This is a genomic window from Streptomyces macrosporus, assembly GCF_039533145.1.
Classification (GTDB): domain Bacteria; phylum Actinomycetota; class Actinomycetes; order Streptomycetales; family Streptomycetaceae; genus Streptomyces; species Streptomyces macrosporus.
On the sequence record NZ_BAAASZ010000017.1, the window covers coordinates 343,528 to 361,781 of the forward strand.

At 71.5% G+C, this 18,254-nt stretch carries 14 protein-coding genes and 1 pseudogene; 6 read left to right on the plus strand and 9 right to left on the minus strand.

Annotated elements, in window-relative coordinates:
• Positions 1–6: 6 nt before the first annotated feature.
• Together ABD335_RS09955 and arfA are read right to left on the minus strand one after the other, a co-directional pair.
• Complete coding sequence (locus tag ABD335_RS09955; protein WP_344321799.1) at positions 7–1,362, minus strand: ABC transporter substrate-binding protein; 1,356 nt, start codon at positions 1,360–1,362, stop codon at positions 7–9.
• Positions 1,363–1,438: 76 nt separating this feature from the next.
• Positions 1,439–2,944: an arabinosylfuranosidase ArfA gene (arfA, locus tag ABD335_RS09960; RefSeq protein WP_344321800.1), complete on the minus strand. Its 1,506-nt coding sequence runs from the start codon at positions 2,942–2,944 to the stop codon at positions 1,439–1,441.
• A 402-nt stretch (positions 2,945–3,346) separates the two neighbouring features.
• Between arfA and ABD335_RS09965 the strand changes: the two genes are divergently transcribed.
• Positions 3,347–4,393, plus strand: coding sequence for a LacI family DNA-binding transcriptional regulator (locus ABD335_RS09965; RefSeq protein WP_344321801.1), 1,047 nt, complete (start codon positions 3,347–3,349; stop codon positions 4,391–4,393).
• Positions 4,394–4,622: 229 nt separating this feature from the next.
• Here the strand turns inward: ABD335_RS09965 and ABD335_RS09970 are convergent, their stop codons facing one another.
• The 3 genes from ABD335_RS09970 to ABD335_RS09980 all read right to left on the minus strand — a co-directional run bounded on the left by ABD335_RS09970 (position 4,623) and on the right by ABD335_RS09980 (position 7,872).
• On the minus strand, positions 4,623–6,329 hold the full coding sequence (locus ABD335_RS09970; RefSeq protein ID WP_344321802.1) for a flavin monoamine oxidase family protein: 1,707 nt from the start codon (positions 6,327–6,329) through the stop codon (positions 4,623–4,625).
• A gap of 86 nt (positions 6,330–6,415) precedes the next feature.
• Entirely contained in the window at positions 6,416–7,228 is an 813-nt protein-coding gene (locus ABD335_RS09975) for a carbon-nitrogen hydrolase family protein (protein ID WP_344321803.1), read from the minus strand.
• 188 nt (positions 7,229–7,416) lie between these two features.
• A complete protein-coding gene (locus tag ABD335_RS09980; RefSeq protein ID WP_344321804.1) occupies positions 7,417–7,872 on the minus strand; it encodes an Lrp/AsnC family transcriptional regulator in 456 nt (151 codons plus the stop codon).
• Between the two features lie 193 nt (positions 7,873–8,065).
• Between ABD335_RS09980 and ABD335_RS09985 the strand changes: the two genes are divergently transcribed.
• The 4 genes from ABD335_RS09985 (at position 8,066) to ABD335_RS10000 (ending at position 12,872) form a co-directional block, all read left to right on the plus strand.
• A complete protein-coding gene (locus tag ABD335_RS09985) occupies positions 8,066–9,241 on the plus strand; it encodes a low temperature requirement protein A (RefSeq protein WP_344321805.1) in 1,176 nt (391 codons plus the stop codon).
• A 270-nt stretch (positions 9,242–9,511) separates the two neighbouring features.
• Positions 9,512–9,973 carry a hypothetical protein gene (locus tag ABD335_RS09990; RefSeq protein WP_344321807.1) on the plus strand — a complete coding sequence of 154 codons (462 nt, stop codon included), beginning with the start codon at positions 9,512–9,514 and terminating at the stop codon, positions 9,971–9,973.
• Positions 9,970–12,273: a DUF6571 family protein gene (locus ABD335_RS09995; protein WP_344321808.1), complete on the plus strand. Its 2,304-nt coding sequence runs from the start codon at positions 9,970–9,972 to the stop codon at positions 12,271–12,273. Before ABD335_RS09990 ends, ABD335_RS09995 begins: the two co-directional genes overlap by 4 nt.
• 74 nt (positions 12,274–12,347) lie before the next feature.
• Complete coding sequence (locus ABD335_RS10000) at positions 12,348–12,872, plus strand: hypothetical protein (protein ID WP_344321809.1); 525 nt, start codon at positions 12,348–12,350, stop codon at positions 12,870–12,872.
• A 45-nt stretch (positions 12,873–12,917) separates the two neighbouring features.
• Here the strand turns inward: ABD335_RS10000 and ABD335_RS10005 are convergent, their stop codons facing one another.
• A complete protein-coding gene (locus ABD335_RS10005) occupies positions 12,918–13,322 on the minus strand; it encodes an SDR family oxidoreductase (protein ID WP_344321810.1) in 405 nt (134 codons plus the stop codon).
• Positions 13,323–13,378: 56 nt separating this feature from the next.
• On the opposite strand from ABD335_RS10005, the pseudogene ABD335_RS10010 reads away from it, so the two are divergent.
• Positions 13,379–14,385 (plus strand): annotated as a pseudogene (locus tag ABD335_RS10010) (AraC family transcriptional regulator).
• Here ABD335_RS10010 and ABD335_RS10015 read toward each other — a convergent pair.
• The 3 genes from ABD335_RS10015 to ABD335_RS10025 all read right to left on the minus strand — a co-directional run bounded on the left by ABD335_RS10015 (position 14,334) and on the right by ABD335_RS10025 (position 18,150).
• Positions 14,334–15,794, minus strand: coding sequence for an amino acid permease (locus ABD335_RS10015; protein WP_344321811.1), 1,461 nt, complete (start codon positions 15,792–15,794; stop codon positions 14,334–14,336). The pseudogene ABD335_RS10010 and the gene ABD335_RS10015 overlap by 52 nt on opposite strands.
• A gap of 134 nt (positions 15,795–15,928) precedes the next feature.
• A complete protein-coding gene (locus ABD335_RS10020; RefSeq protein ID WP_344321812.1) occupies positions 15,929–16,624 on the minus strand; it encodes a class I SAM-dependent methyltransferase in 696 nt (231 codons plus the stop codon).
• 77 nt (positions 16,625–16,701) lie between these two features.
• Positions 16,702–18,150, minus strand: a complete 1,449-nt coding sequence (locus ABD335_RS10025) for a GuaB1 family IMP dehydrogenase-related protein (RefSeq protein WP_344321813.1) — start codon at positions 18,148–18,150, stop codon at positions 16,702–16,704.
• Between the last annotated feature and the right edge of the window lie 104 nt (positions 18,151–18,254).

An 18,254-nucleotide genomic window follows, 5' to 3' on the forward strand; every position in this document is an offset into this window, starting at 1 on the left:
CATGCCTCACTTCGCGTACTTCCGCTGGTTCTCGGCCAGGACCCTGTCGGCCGTCCGCACGCCCTCGGCCAGCGCCTCGGCGGGCTCGGCCCGGCCCAGGATCGCCTTCTGGACGGCCAGTTCCAGCGCCTTGGACTGGACGTCGCCGACGCCGGGCAGGGCGGGCAGGAAGCGGAAGACCTCCACGTCCTCCGCCAGGGCGATCTGCGGCAGCTTCGCCACCTCGCGCTCGGCGCGGACGGAGTTGCGGGCGGGGATCATCCCGGCCTTGGCCCACTCGGTGGACCGCTTGCTCATGTGGTCGATGAAGAACTTGGCGGCCTGCACCTTGTTCTCGTCCTTGGCGGCCTGCGAGGTGAGCACGAAGTTGTGCGAGGCGCTCCACACGGCGGCCCTCTCGCCGATCACGGGGATCGGCGCCATCCGCCAGCGCAGGTCCTTCGCGTTGGTCCGCAGGTCGTTGATCTGCCAGATGCCGTCCCAGGTGAAGGCGACCTTGCCGTTCTTGAAGGCGTTGTACTGGGCGTCCTGGGCGACCTGGGCGGGTCCGTACCCCTTCTCGACCTGCTTCCGCATCCAGCTCAGCGCCTCGACGCCGGCGTCGGAGCCCCACAGCGCCCTGGTGCCGTCCTCGCTGTACAGTTCGCCGCCGAACTGCCACAGCAGGGACATGAACATCAGGTGCGCGGGCCACTTGTTGGGCATCCAGAACGGGTGCTTCACCCCGGCGTCCCGGAGTTCGGCGAGCGCGTCCTCGTACCCGGAGCGGTCCTGGGGCGGGGCGTCCAGGCCGGCGCGGGCCAGGTGCCGGGCGTTGGCGTAGTCGGCCAGGCAGTGCACGTCGAGCGGGACGCTGTAGCGCTTGTCGCGGTAGACGCCGGCCTGCCAGACGGCGGGGATGAAGTCGCTCTCCTTCATGCCGATCGCGGAGACCACGTCGTCCAGGGGGACGAGGGTGCCGCGGGCGGCGAAGGTGGCGACCCAGTCGTTGTGGACGACGGCGACGTCGGGGCCCTTGCCCGCGGTGATGGCGGTGGGCATCGCCGGGTAGAGGTCCTGCCACTGGCGGGTGGTGTTCCTGACCTCGATGCGGCCGGCGTACTCCTTGTTGAACGCCTCGACCATGGCGCGCATGTGGGGGCCGTCGCCGCCGGTGAAGCCGTTCCAGTACTGGAGGGTCACCTTGGGGCCGTCGTACTCGCCGCCGGAGAAGCTCGGCGCGTCGTCGGGGGTGCCGCCGTCGGCGCCCAGCCTGGTGCCCGAGCCGCAGGCGGTGAGCAGGCCGGTGCCGGCCAGGGCGCCCGCGGCGCCGAGGAAGGAGCGGCGCCGCATGGTCGTGCCGTTCTGGGGTGTGCCTCGCATGTTCTGCTCCTGGTGAGGGCGGTGGGCCGCGCCGGGGCGGCGGAGGGTGGAGGGGAGGGAGCGGGGGCGGGGGGTGTCAGCGGGTGGCGAGCCGGATCATGGTCCAGGAGACCGGCGGCAGTTCCGCGGTGAGGGTGCCGTCGTCGGTCCCGGTGCCGGTCACCGGGCGCGGACGGACGCGGTCGGGGTGGTCGGCGGTGTTGACGGCCGTGGGGTCGTCGTCGGCGAGCACCAGGTGTTCGACCACCCGGGCGCCGGGGAAGGGCCGCAGGTCGGCGGAGAGGGTCAGGGGCGAGGTGCGGTCGCGGTTGACGGCGAACAGGGCGATCTCGCCGCTCTCCTCGTCGTGGGTGGCCGTGGCCCACAGGGCCGGGACCTCGCCGTACTTCTCGGTCTCGATCACCGGCGACTCCGGCTCCACGCGCAGCACCGTGCCGCGGGCGTGGCGGGCGGTCCGCGCGAAGGGGTGGAAGATCGTCTGTCGCCAGGCGGGGCCGCCGGGCTCGGTCATGATCGGGGCGATGACGTTGGCGAGTTGGGCCTGGCAGGCGGCGCCGACCCGGTCGGCGTGGCGCAGCAGGGTGATCAGCAGGCTGCCGACGACGACGGCGTCGGTGACGTCGTAGACGTCCTCGATGAGCCGGGGGGCGGTCCGCCACTCCAGGGAGTCCTCGCCGCCGAAGCGGCTCTGGTACCACACGTTCCACTCGTCGAAGGAGAGCTTGATCTTCTTGCCGCTGCGCAGCTTGGCGCCGACGTGGTCGGCGGTGGCCGTGATCGCGTCGATCATCCGGTCCATCCCGGCGCCGCTGGCCAGGAAGGAGTCGGCGTCGGTGGCCTCGGGGTCGTAGTAGGCGTGCAGGGAGATGTAGTCGGCGAACTCGTAGGTGTGCTCCAGGACGGTCGCCTCCCAGGAGGCGAAGGTGGGGATGTCGGCGTTGGAGCTGCCGCAGGCGACCAGTTCCAGGGAGGGGTCGAAGCGCTTCATGGCGCGGGCGGTCTCGGCGGCCAGCCGGCCGTACTCGTGGGCGGTCTTGTGGCCCATCTGCCAGGGGCCGTCGAGTTCGTTGCCCAGGCACCACAGGCGGATGCCGTGCGGGTCGGGCACGCCGTGGGAGCGGCGCAGTTCGGAGTGGGCGGTGCCGCCGGGGTGGTTGGCGTACTCCAGCAGGGCCAGGGCCTCGGGGGTGCCGCGGGTGCCGAGGTTGAGCGCCATCATCGGCTCGACGCCGGCCTTGGCGGTCCAGGCCATGAACTCGTTGAGGCCGAAGGCGTTGCTCTCCACGCTGCGCCAGGCCAGGTCCAGGCGGGTGGGGCGCTCCTCGCGGGGGCCCACCCCGTCCTCCCAGCGGTGGTTGGAGACGAAGTTGCCGCCGGGGTAGCGCACGAGGGTGACGCCCAGTTCGCGGACGAGGTCGAGCACGTCGGTGCGGAAGCCCTCGGAGTCGGCCGCGGGGTGCCCGGGTTCGAAGATCCCGGTGTAGACCGTCCGGCCCATGTGCTCGACGAAGGAGCCGAACAGGCGTCGGTCCACGGTGCCGACGCGGAAGCCGGGGTCGAGGGTGAGACGGGCCGTGGGCATGGGGGGAACTCCCTGGTGCTGGAAGGGCGGTGTTGGAGGGGCGGTGTCGGAGGGGCGGGCCGCGGGCGGACGCGCGGGGAGGCGGGCCCCGCCCGCGGAGTACGCTCACCGCGTACGAACCGCTGCCACGGACCGTCGCCGCGTTCCCCGCCGCGGTGCTCGCGGGTGCTTCCACGGGCTCCGAGGGAGCGGGCGACTGCCGTGCGCGGATACGATTACATCGTTGAAACAGCGTTGTAAATAGTCTCGACCGCAGTGCTTCCGCAACGGGTGGCGCGCGCCGGAGGTCTCCACCTGTGGCACCGGGTGCCGAGTCGGCCCGCACCGGCCGCCGGGGATGTGCCAGGGTGGACGAGCCGCTTCGCGACGGGGGCACCCGAGGGTGCCGTGGAGGTGATTGACGTGGGCGCCAGCCTCAAGGACGTGGCCGCACGGGCCGGGGTGTCGGTCAAGACCGTCTCCAACGTGGTCAACGGTTACACCTATGTGGCTCCGCACACCCGGGAGAAGGTCGAGAAGGCCCTGGCCGAGCTGGACTACCGCCCCAACCTCTCCGCCCGCAACCTGCGCCGCGGCCGCACGGGCGTGATCGCCCTGGCCCTCCCCGAGCTGGACGCCCCGTACTTCGCCGAGCTGTCCCGGTTCGTCATCGACGCCGCCGCCGAGCGCGGCTGGACGGTGCTGATCGACCAGACCGACGGCCTGGCCGACCGCGAGCGCCAGGTGCTCCAGGGCATCCGCGAACAGCTCATCGACGGGCTCATCTTCAGCCCCCTCACCGTCGGCCGCGAGGAGTTGGCCGCCCGCACCGACAACACCCCGCTGGTCCTGCTCGGCGAGCGCATCCTGGACGGCCCCACCCACCACGTGGCCATCGACAACCAGCGGGCGGCGCGCGAGATGACCGAGCACCTGATCTCCCTCGGCCACACCCGCATCGGCGCCATCGGCGCCCAGGACAACCCCAGCGCCAACACCGCCCACCTGCGGCTGGCCGGATACCGGCAGGCGCTCGAAGCCGCCGGACTCCCCTACGACGATCGGCTGACGCCCTCCACCCGGTCCTACCACCGCGCCGACGGAGCCGAGGTGATGCGCCGTCTGCTGGCCCTGGACGAACCGCCGCAGGCCGTCTTCTGCTTCAACGACCTGCTGGCGCTCGGCGCGCTGCGCACCGCCCTCTCCGCCGGCCTGCGGGTGCCGCAGGACGTGGCGGTGGCGGGCTTCGACGACATCGAGGACGGCCGCTACAGCACCCCCACACTGACCACGATCTCCCCCGACAAGGGCCAGATCGCCCGTACGGCCGTGGAGTTGCTCGACGCGCGCATCGGCGGCACCGGCCGCGCCGCGCGGCGGGCGGAGGGCGACGCGGCCGAGGTGCGGGAGGTCGAGGCGGACTACCGGCTGATCGTCCGGGAGAGCACGGTCGGCACGGCCGGGGCGTGACGCGGCCCCCCTTCCGCGGCACGCCCGGCGCCCTCACCGCCGGTGGACGCGGACGGTGTGCTCGCCCGGGTCGATCGCCGGCTTCGTCTCGACGGTCTCGACGGTGCGGTCCCCGCGCGGCGCGCAGCGGCACCGAGGCGGCGTCGTTCTCCTCGTGCGGGTCGGCGTCCCGGGCGGGCCGCACCGGACGCCCGGCGGGACGGTTCCGCCGGGCGTCCTCCGACTCCCCTCAGTCCTCGGGCAGTTCGACCGGGGCGATCTCGTCGTAGACGTCGCCCGGTCCGGGGTTGGCCGGGTCGGTGGAGCCGCCGAGGTGGTGCATCACGCCCCACACCGCGTTGAGCGCCGTCTGCACCGCGCCCTCGGCCCAGCCGGCCGTCCAGGAGATGTCGTCGCCGGCCAGGAACAGGCCCCGCCGGTCCTCGGGCAGCCGGTCCTGCACGAAGTGGGTGAACAGCCGCCGCTGGTAGCGGTAGTGGCCCGGCAGGTTCGCCTTGAAGGCGCCCATGAAGTAGGGCTCGTTCTCCCAGGAGACGGTGACCGGGTTGCCGATGATGTGCTTGCGGATGTCGACGTTCGGATAGATCTCCCGCAGCGACTTGAGCATGACCTCCATCCGCTCGCGAGGGCTGAGCGGCAGCCACTTCAGGGAGTCGTCGCACCAGGTGTAGGAGAGGCAGATCACGGCCGGCTTGTCCGGGCCGTTGTCCAGCAGGTAGGTGCCGCGGGTCATGCGGTCGGTGAGCGTCATGCTCATCACGTCCCGGCCCGTGCGCTCGTCCTTGTCCAGCCAGAACGGCCGGTCCACCGGCACGAACAGCTTGGAGGACTCCATGTAGTGGGTGCGCTCGATCGCCGTCCAGTGGTCGATGGGGAACAGGTCGTCGTCGCAGTCGATCTTCGACAGCAGCATCCACGACTGGGCGGTGAAGATCGCGGCCCGGTAGGTGCGGACGTCCCCGTTCGCGTCGGTGACGGTGATGCGGTTGCCCGCCGTGCGGTGCAGCCGGGTCACGGCCGGGCGCGGCTCACCGTCGTGGAGGGACTTCAGCGAGGTGCCGACGGGCCAGTGCACCAGCTTGGCGGGCTCGCGCTCCCACAGCCGCAGCGGGAGCTGCTGGCTGCCGCCGACGATGCCGCGGTGGTCGTCGTCGGCGCCGGTGTAGACCACCCGCAGGATCTCCAGGATGGAGTTGGGGAAGTCGGTGTCCCAGCCGCCGGTGCCGAAACCGACCTGGCCGAAGATCTCGCGGTGGCGGAAGGAGGAGAACGCCGGGGAGTCGCACAGGAAGCCGTAGAAGGTCTGGTTGTCCAGCTTCTCCACCAGACGCGACCAGATCTCGCGGATGCGCGGCACGTCGCGGGTGCGGATGGCCTTCTGCATGTCGGAGAAGTCCGCGCCCTCCTCCAGGCAGGCGTTCCACGCCTCCATCACCTGGCGGTAGACGTCCGGCAGGTCCTCCAGGGTGCGGGCGTAGTGGGTCTCGCCCTTGAGGTCGATGACGGTGGAGGGGGTGTCGGGGGCCAGCGGGTTGGGGAACGGCTTCGTCTCCAGCCCCACCAGGTTCGCGTAGTGCCAGAAGGCGGTGGAGGACGGCGGGAAGCGCATCGCGCCCATCTCGGCGGTCAGTTCGGGGTCGCAGCCCTCGAAGCGGGCCGTGCGCAGCCGTCCGCCGATCCGGTCGGCCTCGTAGACCACCGGCCGCAGGCCCATCTTCATCAGCTCGTAGGCGGCGACGATGCCCGACAGGCCGCCGCCGATGACCGCGACCTCGGTGCCGTGCTCGGTCGCCGGCACCTGGCCGAGGCCGGCCGGGTGGGCGAGGTAGTCGTCGTAGGCGAACGGGAAGTCCGGGCCGAACATGGTGACGGGCGGTTCGGTCCGGGCCTCGGTGTGCTGCTCGTCGTGGACGGCGGTGGGCACGGTGGAGGTCATGGGGTGGTTCTCTCCGTAGGTGGTGCGTGGGGGCCCGGGGGTGGTGGCCCGGGCGGTTGCTCGTGCTCGGTCGGAGGGCGGGAGGCTCAGACGAGGGACGCGTAGAGCTCGGGGCGGCGGTCGCGCAGGTAGGGGTTGTCCGCGCGCGACGCCCTCAGCAGCGCCGGGTCCACGTCGGCGACGACCAGGTCCTCCCCCGCGCCCGCGCGGGCGCGGACGGTGCCGTCCGGGGCGGCCAGGCAGCTCAGCCCCGCGAAGGCGATCGCGTCCTCGCCCCCGCCCTCGGTGCCGCACCGGTTGGCGTAGGCGATGTAGAGCTGGCTCTCCAGGGCACGGGCCGGGAGGATCGTTTCGGCGACGACCTCGTAGGGGCGCATCAGCGCGGTCGGCACCAGCAGCAGTTCGGTCCCCGCCAGCGCGTGGGCGCGGACGTTCTCGGGGAACTCCACGTCGTAGCAGATCAGCATCCCGACGCGGACGCCGTCGAGGTCGGCCTGGACGACCGGGGTCTCGCCCGGGGTGAAGTGGGCCTTCTCGTAGGGGCCGTACAGGTGGGTCTTGCGGTAGTTGGCGAGCCGGGTGCCGTCGGGGCCGACGAGCTGGACGGAGTTGTGGACCCGGTCCCCCGCGCGCTCGGGGTAGCCGTAGGCGATGGCGATGCCCCGCTCGGCGGCGATGCGGGCCACCGCCGTCGCGCCGGGCCCGCCGGCGGGTTCGGCCAGCTCCGCCACCCGCTCGCCGAGGGCGTACCCGGTCAGGTACAGCTCGGAGGCGACCAGCAGCCGGGCCCCCGCGGCGGCGGCCCGGGCGGCGGCGCGGTCGAGGGCGGCCAGGGATTCCGCGGTGGAGCCGGGAACACCGCCGGGACCCTGGAGGAGCGCGGTGCGCAGCGGCGTCATGGAACCTCTTCACCTCGTTCGTCCGTGCCGGGGCACGGACGGGTCGACCTGGGACGATTCGACGGTACGAGTCGCCCCCGAGGCACCACAAGGCACACTCGTTGCGCACCATGCGTCGGTTCGTTGCGTCTTTTCGGGCCGGTGCGTCGATTCGTTGCGCCGGCCCGTCCGCTCCGCCGTCCCCGCCCTCAGGCCGGCGAACCGGAGCCGTAACGGCGCACCAGCGGGGAGAGGACCAGCACCGACCTGGTGCGCTCCACGAACGGCTCGCCCGCGATCCGCTCCAGCACCCGCTCGAAGTGGCGCATGTCGGAGGCGAAGACCTGGACGATGGCGTCCGCGTCGCCGGTCACGGTCGACGCCGACGCCACCTCCGGGTAGCGCTCCAGGCCGCGGCGGATGTCCTCGGGCGAGGTGTTGCTGCGGCAGTACATCTCGATGAAGCCCTCGGTCTCCCAGCCGAGCGCCGCCGGGTCCACCCGCACGGTGAAGCCGGTGATGGCCCCCTGTTCCCGCAGCCGGTCCACCCGCCGTTTGACGGCCGGGGCGGACAGTCCCACCTCGGCTCCGATGTCGGCGTAGGAGCGGCGGGCGTCCTCGGCGAGGGCGTGCACGATGCGTTCGTCGAGCTGGTTCAGTCGCACTGCGGGTGGGCCACTTCTCTGCGCGGGTGGTGCCATCGGTGCCGCGTTCCGGGCGGAAGCGGCACATCCGTCGGTCGAAGTACAGCACAGCCCGCCGGCCGGGCCGCGGCTCCCCGCCCCCGCGAGGCGGACGCGAACGCTCCGGAGCGGCGCCCTTCCGAAGTGTGACGGAAGGATGTCCTAGCCTCGCCTCATGCGCGGCGCTCTCACCCGGATCCACCACCGCTTCGTGACCATGCCCGCCCGCGATCCGGACGAGGCGGGCCGCCGTGCCACCCCGCTGGAGTTGTTCTTCGACCTCGTCTTCGTGGTCGCGGTGACGCAGGTGTCGGAGGGGCTCCACCACGCGGTGGTCGACGGGCACGCGGCGGACGGCGTCCTCTGGTACGCCCTGGCGTTCGCCGGCATCTGGTGGGCCTGGGTGAACTGGACCTGGTTCGCCTCCGCCTTCGACTCCGACGACCTGGTCTTCCGCCTCGGCGCCTTCGTCCAGATGTTCGGCGTGCTGGTGCTCGCCGCCGGCATCTCCCGGGCGTTCGAGGGCGACTTCGCGATCTCCGTCGCGGGGTACGTGATCATGCGGCTCGCCCTGGTCGGCCAGTGGCTGCGGGTGGCGGTGGCCCTCCCCCGGATGCGGCCGGCCGCGCTGCGCTTCGCGGTGAGCATCACCCTGGTCCAGCTGGCCTGGATCGCGCGCCTGGCGATCGACGAGCCCATCGGCGTGGCCGCGTTCGTGGTCCTGTTCGCCGTGGAGCTGACGATCCCCTGGTGGGCCGAGCGCAGCCGGAACACCCCCTGGCACGCCCACCACGTCTCGGAGCGCTACGTGCTGTTCAGCCTGATCGTGCTGGGCGAGTCGGTGCTGTCGGCGACGCTGGCGGTGAAGTCGGCGATGGACGACGAGGGACCCGACGACGTCCTGGTCCAGCTGGCGGTCTCCGGATTCGTCGTCGTCTGCGCCATGTGGTGGATCTACACCCTGCGTCCCGCGCACCTCTTCCTGCGGCACCGGAGCCTGGCCTTCAGGTGGAGCTACGGCCACTACGCGATCTTCTCCTCGATCGCCGCCGTGGGGTCGGGGATCGCGGTCGTGGTCGACCAGGCGACCCACCACGCGGAGGAGGTGACGACGGCCGAGGCGGGCGCCTCCGTCGCGGTGCCGACCGCCGTCTTCCTGGTCACGGTCTGGTTCTTCCACCTCAGGCCGCACGGCACGGACCGCCGGACCGAGAGCGCCTGCCTCCTCGGCGCGGTCCTGGTCCTGCTCACCCCCCTCACCCCCGTGCCGCTGGAGTCGACCGCCGCCGTCCTGATCGGCGTGGCGATCGCCGTCGGGCACCGCGGGCACCGGGCCTCGCGAACATCGTGAGCCACCGGCCGGGGCCGGTTCCACACCGAACCTTCACGCAACGGCCACGGTCCCCGGCGTCCGCCCGGCCGGGAGGCGCATGCTTCCCCCTTCCGGACATCTCCGTCGGGGTGCATCGCCGTGAACCGGGCATCCCGCGCTTCGCCGAGTCCGCGGAACGGCCGTATCGGCGCGGTCGTCACACGGCCTTCGGGCTGGCATCCGCAGCCGCCGCCTCTATAGCGTGTGTCCCCCTGCACAGCGCAGATTTCCGGTCATGGGGGAGGACGCGTGTCGTTCGACGACGAGTGGAACCGACTGGTGACGGCCGCCGCGGAGCGGAAGTCCACACAGACGCGGTTGAACCAACTCGACGGTGACGGAGGCGGCAGCGGGGGCGCCTCGACGTCGAGCGGCGAGCTCTCGGTGAAGCAGAAGGACCTCGCGGAGGTCGGCGACGCGGCGTTCGACCTCTACCAGCGGCTCCGCAAGGACGGCGATCACGCCCGGGAGAGCAGCGGCAGCGCGGCCATGGGCCTCAAGGGCGACTTCGAGATCGGCGATGCCCTGGACCACGTCAACATCAGGTGGCAGGAACAGTTGCGCACCCTCACCGACGCCTGCGCCCACATCTCCAACCACCTGGAGTACACCAACAAGGCCCACGCCAACGACGAACAACACATCAGCGGCCTGTTCGACAGCATCTCCACCCTCGACCAGGGCTTCGACGAAAGGACGCAGCGCCCGTGAAGCTCGACGCCCTCCGCTTCGCGGACTTCTCCAAACTGGACAAGGCCGTCACCGACTGGTCGGAGATGGTCACCAAGCTCCAGACCCTGAAGGAAGACGCCGAGTCCAACCTCGACGCGAAGGCCAAGAAGGCCGACTGGACCGGCTGCAACGCGGCCGTCACCCGCGAATTCATCGCCAAGACCGTCCACGAGTTCGCCGACGCCCACACCCAGGCCACCTCCGTCCGCAACATCCTCCAGGACACCCGCGACGAGTTGGTCGAGTACAAGCGCAAGCTCAACGACGCCATCGACCGCGGCCTGAAGAAAAACCTGACCGTGCGGTCCAACCCCGACGGCGGCTTCACCGTCACCATGAACGTCCACCCCGACCGCGCCGCCGCGGGAACCGACGTCCCCGACCACACCCCCCAGGACGTCACCAACCTCCGCGACGAGATCCAGGACATCCTCGTCAAGGCCACCGAGAGCGACTCCACCGCCGCCAGGGCCCTCAAGGCCCTGGCCGACCAGAGCCCCCACGGCTTCTCCGACGCCTCCTACTCCGACCGCGACGCCGCCGCCGACGCGCTGAAGGCCGCCGACCGGGCGGCGGAACTCGCCAAGGCCCCCGACGACATGTCCCCGGAGGAGTTCGACGAGCTCAACGGCCTCCTGAAGAAGCACAACGGGGACGACCTGTTCGCCGAGCAGTTCGCGACGACGCTCGGCCCCAAGGGCGTGTTGAATTTCTGGGCGGGCATCAACGACCCACACCTGAACATGGAGCTGGGCCAGGCCCGTGTGAAGCAGTACGGCGATCTGCAGGAGCACCTCGGTCTGACCCTGGCCACCGCCACCCGGTCCGACAGCTTCGGAATGCAGCAGTGGGAACGGGACATGGTCGGCCTGGGCGGCGAGTTCGTCCCCGACAGGAACAACCCACGGGCCATGGGCGTCCAGGTCATGAGCAACCTCATGCGCTGGGGGGACTTCGACGACAAGTTCCTCAAGGACTACGGCAACGAGCTCATGCGGATCGAGAAGGAACGCAGCGGCAACGGCAGGGACGCGTCCCTGGCCTGGCGTCGGTTCCCCATGGACCCCATGCTCAACCGGACGGGCACCGACGGCGGTTCGGACCCGATGACCGGCTACATGATGGCCCTGAGCAAGAGTCCGGACGCCGCCACCGAGTTCTTCAACGGCACCTTCGTCACCAAGGACGAGGACCACGACTTCGAACGGGACACCGACGGCGACGGCAAGAACGGCAAGATCGGGCTGACCAACTTCCAGTACCTCTTCGAGGAGAGAGACTGGCCCAAGGAGTACGACTCCGAGATGGAGGAGAGCGTCACCGGGCAGAACGCCCTCGGCTGGGCCCTGGAAGCCGCGGCCACCGGCCACCCGGCCGGCCGGCAGCCCACCCCGGACCTCCCCCCACACTCACCGGAGCAGGCCCGATTGGTGGAGCAGATCGTCAACTCCGTCTCCGACGACACCGAACGGCTCACCGAACGCGGCTACCTCTCCGACAGCCTCGGTCAGATCGCGGCGGAGTACCTGCCCGACATCAACCGGGCCATGGCCGACGACAAGCACGGGAACACCAACCTGCTGTTCCCGGTCGCCGGCACCGCCGCCGAACTGGATCACAACGACGTCACACGTTTCCTCGTCAGCGTGGGCCAGAACTCGGAAGGGTACGCAAAGATCGAACTGGGCCAGAAGGCCTACATGACCAACCTGATGGACTACCACCTGAACCCCGACCTCCCGGAGGACCGGCGTTACCCACAGACTCCCGAATACACGATCGAGGAGATCGCGCGGCGGTCCGGCGAGATCAGCGGGAGCCTGGCCATAGGTCGCCAAGAGGCGGTCATGGCGGACAAGAGCCAGGAAGACGAAGACTACAAAACGTCGATGACCCAACTGAAGAACATCATCTCCGGGACCATCGGCACCGGCATCGGTGTAGGGACAAGCTTCATCGCGACGCCCGTCGGCGGAGCCGCCGCCGGCGGAGCCGCCAACACGGTCAGCAGCGTCGTCCTGGAGCAGATCTTCGGTGAACTCGAGCCGAACAACCTCAAAGAGGCCGGAGAGCACGTGGGCGAAAGGTGGGAGCGTGTCAGGGAAAACAATCTGTGGCACGGTCAGACGGCCGCGATCGAAGCGGCCAAGGCACATGACCTGCCGTATGCACATCAGGTGGCGGACTGGGTGAGACGCGGAAACGAAGACGGTTTCAACAGCGCCTCGGTCAACGTCTCCCACATGGCGGACGACCTCGATACAGAGATCCCCGGATAAGCGCCCGACGCGAACCGATCCCTCCAACCCCGCCCGCCGGTGCAGGGATCGGGCCGAGACCTCCAGGAGAGAACATGCCATCAGGGCCCCGGCTTACGGCCTCGGTCGTCGGAGCACTGCTCCTCGGCCTCGGGGCGACCGCCTGCTCCGCTCAGGAGAGGAACTACCAGATCCCCTCCGCCATGTGCGGCACGGCCGTCTCCCCCGACCTCCTGAAGCCCCTCCTCCCACCGGGGGACAAGATCTCCACCACCCTCTCCGACAAGGCGGACGGGATGGAGCGCTGCCTCGTCTACGTCGACGACACGCAGGTCCTCACCTTCAACATCGAGTGGTGGCGGAAAGGGACACCACTGGCCAAGTTCGCCTCTGTGTTCCCCAACGTCGAGCCCGGCGACAAGGAGACGGAGGACGGCCGATACCTCTACTCCGCTACCGGAGCCATCGGGAAGGTCACCTGCCCCGAGCCGCGGAAGCCCGATGACGACCTCTTCGTCGCGGCGAGGGTCGATGAACCGGGCACCCCCGACGAGGCGGCGATGAAGAAGCTCATCGCCGCCTACGCCGAGGCCGTCGGGAAGTCCGACGAGTGCACCTGAGCGGCCGGCCGGACGGGACGCGGGGAAGCGCACGGCCGGGAGTGGCTACCCGCGCCGGGCCGCCGCGATGCGGCGGGCACAGTCGGTGAAGTCGACGGGTTCGCGGCCGAGGACCCGTCGCACTCCGTCGGAGAGCGCCGCGCTGCGGCCGCGGCGGATGTGGGCGAAGAGGGTGGCGGTCAGGTCCGCGTAGTCGTCCGGGTGACCGCGGGCGGTCGGTTCGCGACGGTACCGCTCCTCGTCGACGAGGTAGACGGCGCGGACGCCGGACAGCGCGGGCTCCCAGGTCGACTCGTCCGCCCAGTCGAACCGCACCGGGCCCGACCGTGACGCGACCCGTGCGGCGAGACCGCGCCGCCGGAGCCCGGCGGCCACCCGGCGGCCGGTCTTGCCGGTGCCGCCTGTGATCAGGATCGGTGCGGTGGAGGGGGAAACGGGTGAAGTGGTCACGCCGCCCGGTGAACCGGTCCCTCGCAGGGCGGTCGATGTCCGGCCGTCTCGGTTCGATGTCCGTCCGTCCAGGCTTTCCGGCCGTGGAGGACGTGCTGTCGGACCTGTTGCGCGACGTCCGGTCCCAGGGGGTGGTCTTCGACCGGTCGGTCGTACGCCCGCCGTGGTCGCCGCGTTTCACGGAGGAGGTGCCGCTGACCCTGCCGGCCATGCTCGGGGGTGAGGCGTGGGTGGTGCCCGACGGCGGCGAGGCGGTCCCCCTGCGCACCGGCGATGTGGCGATCGTCGCGGGGCCCGGACCGTACACCGTCGCCGACGCTTCCGACACGGCTCCCCTGGCCGTGGTCCACGGCGCCGGACAGTGCACCACGGCGGACGGGCGGGTCGTCGGGGGCGAGTTGCCGATGTGCCGTTCCGAGGACGACCCGGCCGGCGCGACGGTCCTGCTCAAGGGCACCTACCGGGTGAGGGGCGGCGTCTCGCACCGTGTGTCGGCGGCGCTGCCGCGGGTCGCCCACCTCCCCGCGTCGCCGGGCGGGTGCCCGTTGCCGGACATGGTCTCCGCGGAGATCCGCAGGGACGCGCCGGGGAGGCAGGTGGTCCTGGACCGGCTGCTCGACCTGCTGCTCGTCTGCGGTCTGCGCGAGTGGTTCGACTCCCGGCGGACGGACGCGCCCGCCTGGTACCGGGCGTACGGCGATCCCGTGGTCGGTCCGGCCCTGCGACTGATCCACGACGACCCGGCGCACCCGTGGACGGTGGCCGACCTGGCCGGCAGGGTGGGCGCCTCGCGGGCCGGGTTCGCCCGGCGGTTCGGCGAGTTGGTCGGGCGGCCCCCATGGCGTACCTCACCGAGTACCGCATCCGCCGGGCCGCCGATCTGCTCGCCCGGACCGGCGCCACGGTCGGGGCCGACTCCCGCCGGGTGGGCTACTCCGACGCCTACGCGCTCAGCGCCGCCTTCAAGCGGACGCTGGGGGTCCGGCCGAGCGAGCACCGCGCCATGGCCCGCTACCGGGCCTCCCCGTCGAGCGCGTCGAGACGGGAGTGGCGGATGCCGTAGGCGAAGTAGATCGCCAGGCCCACGACCAGCCAGAGCCCGAAGACGGTCCAGGTGATCAGATCGAGGCCGACCATCGTCCACACGCAGAAGCCGAAGCCCACCAGGGGCAGCAGGGGCGAGAGCGGGACGCGGAACCCGCGGGGCATCTCCGGGTGGGTGCGGCGCAGCACGATGACGGAGAGGTTGACCAGCGCGAAGGCGAAGAGCGTGCCGATGCTGGTGGCGTCGGCGAGCCGGCCGAGCGGAATCGCGGCGGCCAGCAGGCCGCAGAAGGCGGAGACGATGAGGGTGTTGGCGCGCGGGGTTCCGGTGCGCGGGTGCACCCGGGAGAACACCGAGGGGATCAGCCCGTCGCGGGCCATGGTGAACAGGATGCGGGTCTGACCGTAGAGGACGGCCAGGACGACGCTGGCGATGGCGATGACGGCGCCGAGCGCCAGCAGGACGGACCAGAAGGCGTGGCCGGTGACGTCCTCCAGGACGCGGGCGAGGGCGGCCTCGGAGCCGGTGAAGTCCCGCCAGGGCATGGCGCCGACCGCGACGGCGGCGACCAGGCAGTACAGCACGGTGACGACGACCAGCGAGAGGATGATGGCGCGCGGCAGGTCGCGCCGGGGGTTCTTCGCCTCCTCGCCCGCCGTGGAGGCGGCGTCGAAGCCGATGTAGGAGAAGAACAGCGTCGCGGCCGCGACGTTGACGCCGGCCAGGCCCAGCGGCGCGAACGGCGTGTAGTTCCCGGCGCGTACGCCGGTGACGGCGACGGCGCAGAACATCAGCAGCGCGACGACCTTGATCACCACCATGACGGCGTTGGCGGTGGCGCTCTCGCGGGCCCCGCCGAGCAGGAAGACCATGGCCAGCAGGACGACCAACAGGGCGGGGAGGTTGACGATCCCGCCGTGGCCGGGCGGCGCGGAGACGACGGCCGGGAGGGTGACGCCGATGGTGCCGTCGAGGAGTTCGTTGAGGTACTCGCCCCAGCCGACGGCCACGGCGGCCACCGAGACGCCGTACTCCAGGATCAGGCACCAGCCGATCACCCAGCCGATCAGTTCCCCCATGGTGGCGTAGGTGTAGCTGTAGGCGGAGCCGGAGACCGGGATGGTGCCGGCCAGCTCCGCGTAGGACAGGGCGGAGAACAGGGCGGTGATCCCGGCCAGGACGAAGGAGAGGACGACGGCCGGGCCCGCCTCTGGCACGGCCTCTCCCAGCACGACGAAGATGCCGGTGCCCAGGGTCGCCCCGATGCTGATCATGGTGAGCTGCCACACCCCGAGCGAGCGCCGCAGCGTGCCCCCCTCTCCTTGGCCGCTCTCGGCGACGAGCCGCCGGACGGGTTTGCGGCGCGTCAGCCGCGTCGCGAGCCCGGTGTGCGGAGGAGGTGCGGGGGACGCCGTGCCCTGGTCCATCGCGGGTGGCTCCTTGTGGATCGGTCACATACGAGGCTTTTACCCATGAGCTTCGCATGTCACCTCGGAACGGGCACCGTCCGGCCGCGCGTCGGTCCCGTTTCGCGTCCGGCGCTCCCGTGGAACCCCGGACGTCACCCCGTGGGCAGCGCCCGCACCCAGGTCCGGTCGTCGGTGAGGTAGGCGTCGACGACGAGGCCCGCGTCGGCCAGCGCCCGCTCGAAGCGCTCCCTGCTCAGCCGGCGCGAGAGGAAGGTCTGGGTCCACGTCCCGTCCGGGAAGACGTACTCGGCGCGGACGGAGGACACCTCGGGGTCCTCCTCGGTCGGCTCGGCGGAGGCGATCCGGATCAGGGCGTCCCCGACCCTGCGCTCCCGCGGCACCCGGTCGTGCCAGTCCTCCCCCTCGCGCTGGATCAGCACGCAGCCGTCGTCCGCGACGTGCCGCCGGCAGGTGCGCAGCAGCGCGTCGCGCACCCGGACGTCGCCCGCGTGGACCAGGAAGGAGGAGAGGAAGACGACGTCGAAGCGCTCGTCCAACTCCAGCGTCTCGATGGGCGAGCACACGGTGCGGGCGCCGCGCACCCGCTCCAACATCTCCGGCGACTCGTCGACGGCCGTCACCGTGAAGCCGCGCTCCAGCAGCGGGTGGGTCACCCGGCCGGTGCCGCAGCCCAGTTCGAGCAGGCTCGCTCCGGCGGGGACGGCCGAGGCGACGACGTCCGGCTCGTCTCCGACGGGCAGTCGCGCGTACACCTCCACCGCGCAGCCGTCGGGGGTGATCGCCCCGGCTCCGGTGCCGCCGTATCCCTCACGCGTCCATCCGCTCACGCGCCCATCGAAGCAACCGCGGCCCGCCCCGACAAGGGGGCGGGCCGCGGCGGGCGCGTGTGCCGGGTCTCGCCGTCTCACGCCCAACTGGCGTGCAGGGGCTTGCCCTCGGCGTAACCCGCGGCGCTCTGGACGCCGACGACGGCCTTCTCGGCGAACTCCTCCAGGGTGGCCGCGCCGGCGTAGGTGCAGGCGGAGCGGACGCCGGCGACGATGGAGTCGATCAGGTCCTCCACGCCCGGCCGGTCCGGGTCCAGGAACATCCGGGAGGTGGAGATGCCCTCCTCGAACAGCGCCTTGCGGGCCTGTTCGTAGGGGGAGTCGTCGGCGGTGCGATTGAGCACGGCGCGGGCGGAGGCCATGCCGTAGCTCTCCTTGTACAGACGCCCGTCGGGGCTCTGCTGGAGGTCGCCCGGGGACTCGTACGTCCCGGCGAACCACGAGCCGATCATGACGTTGGAGGCTCCGGCGGCCAGCGCCATGGCCACGTCGCGCGGGTGCCGCACGCCGCCGTCGGCCCAGACGTGCCGGCCGAGTCTGCGCGCCTCGGCGGCGCACTCCAGGACGGCGGAGAACTGCGGACGGCCCACCCCGGTCATCATGCGGGTGGTGCACATGGCGCCCGGTCCGACGCCGACCTTGACGATGTCGGCGCCGGCCTCGACCAGGTCGCGCACGCCCTCGGCGGAGACGACGTTGCCCGCGACGACGGGAACCTGCGGGTCCAGGCCGCGGATCGTCCTCAGGGCGGAGAGCATCGACTCCTGGTGTCCGTGCGCGGTGTCCACGACCAGGGTGTCCACACCGGCGTCGAACAGGCCCTTGGCGCGCCCGGCGACGTCGCCGTTGATGCCGACGGCGGCGGCGACGCGCAGCCGGCCCGAGGCGTCGGTCGCGGGGGTGTAGAGGGTGGCGCGCAGGGCGCCCTTGCGGGTGAGGATGCCGGCCAGCCTCCCGTCGGCGTCGACGGCGGGGGCGAGCTTGCGGTGCGCGGCGTCCAGGCGGGTGAACGCGTCGCGCGGGTCGATGTCGGCGGGGAGCAGCAGCAGGTCGCGGGACATGACCCGGTTGAGCTGGGTGAAGCGGTCCACGCCGGTCAGGTCGGACTCGGTGACGACGCCGACCGGCCGGCCGTTCTCGACGACGACGCCCGCGCCGTGCGCCCGCTTGTGCAGCAGGGCCAGCGCGTCGGCGACGGTCGCGGTGGGCTCCAGGACGATGGGGGTGTCCAGCACCAGGTGGCGCTGCTTGACCCAGGAGACGACCTCGGCGACGACGTCGAGGGGGATGTCCTGGGGGATGACGACGAGCCCGCCGCGGCGGGCGACCGTCTCGGCCATCCGACGTCCCGCGATCGCGGTCATGTTGGCGACCACGATCGGGATGGTGGTGCCGGTCCCGTCGGGCGTCGACAGGTCCACGCCGTGCCGGGAGCCGACCGCGGAGCGGTTGGGCACCATGAAGACGTCGTCGTACGTCAGGTCGTACGGGGGCCGCTGGTCGTTGAGAAATCGCACGTACTTCATTGTTGCACGACCGCACATACGTCCGACCTCGGAGAAAGCTCCGGGTGAAGGCCCGATCGACGGGGCCGTCGTCGTGCTTTCCCACAGGACCCCACGAGGCCCGG

What these genes read in the sequence shown, in the direction of transcription:
- ABD335_RS09985 (WP_344321805.1), top strand. Translation starts at nt 8,066, where the DNA reads ATGCGCGGCGCTCTCACCCGGATCCACCACCGCTTCGTGACCATGCCC.
- ABD335_RS10025 (WP_344321813.1), bottom strand. Translation starts at nt 18,150, where the DNA reads ATGAAGTACGTGCGATTTCTCAACGACCAGCGGCCCCCGTACGACCTG.
- ABD335_RS10000 (WP_344321809.1), top strand. Translation starts at nt 12,348, where the DNA reads ATGCCATCAGGGCCCCGGCTTACGGCCTCGGTCGTCGGAGCACTGCTC.
- arfA (WP_344321800.1), bottom strand. Translation starts at nt 2,944, where the DNA reads ATGCCCACGGCCCGTCTCACCCTCGACCCCGGCTTCCGCGTCGGCACC.
- ABD335_RS09955 (WP_344321799.1), bottom strand. Translation starts at nt 1,362, where the DNA reads ATGCGAGGCACACCCCAGAACGGCACGACCATGCGGCGCCGCTCCTTC.
- ABD335_RS10015 (WP_344321811.1), bottom strand. Translation starts at nt 15,794, where the DNA reads ATGGACCAGGGCACGGCGTCCCCCGCACCTCCTCCGCACACCGGGCTC.
- ABD335_RS09970 (WP_344321802.1), bottom strand. Translation starts at nt 6,329, where the DNA reads ATGACCTCCACCGTGCCCACCGCCGTCCACGACGAGCAGCACACCGAG.
- ABD335_RS09975 (WP_344321803.1), bottom strand. Translation starts at nt 7,228, where the DNA reads ATGACGCCGCTGCGCACCGCGCTCCTCCAGGGTCCCGGCGGTGTTCCC.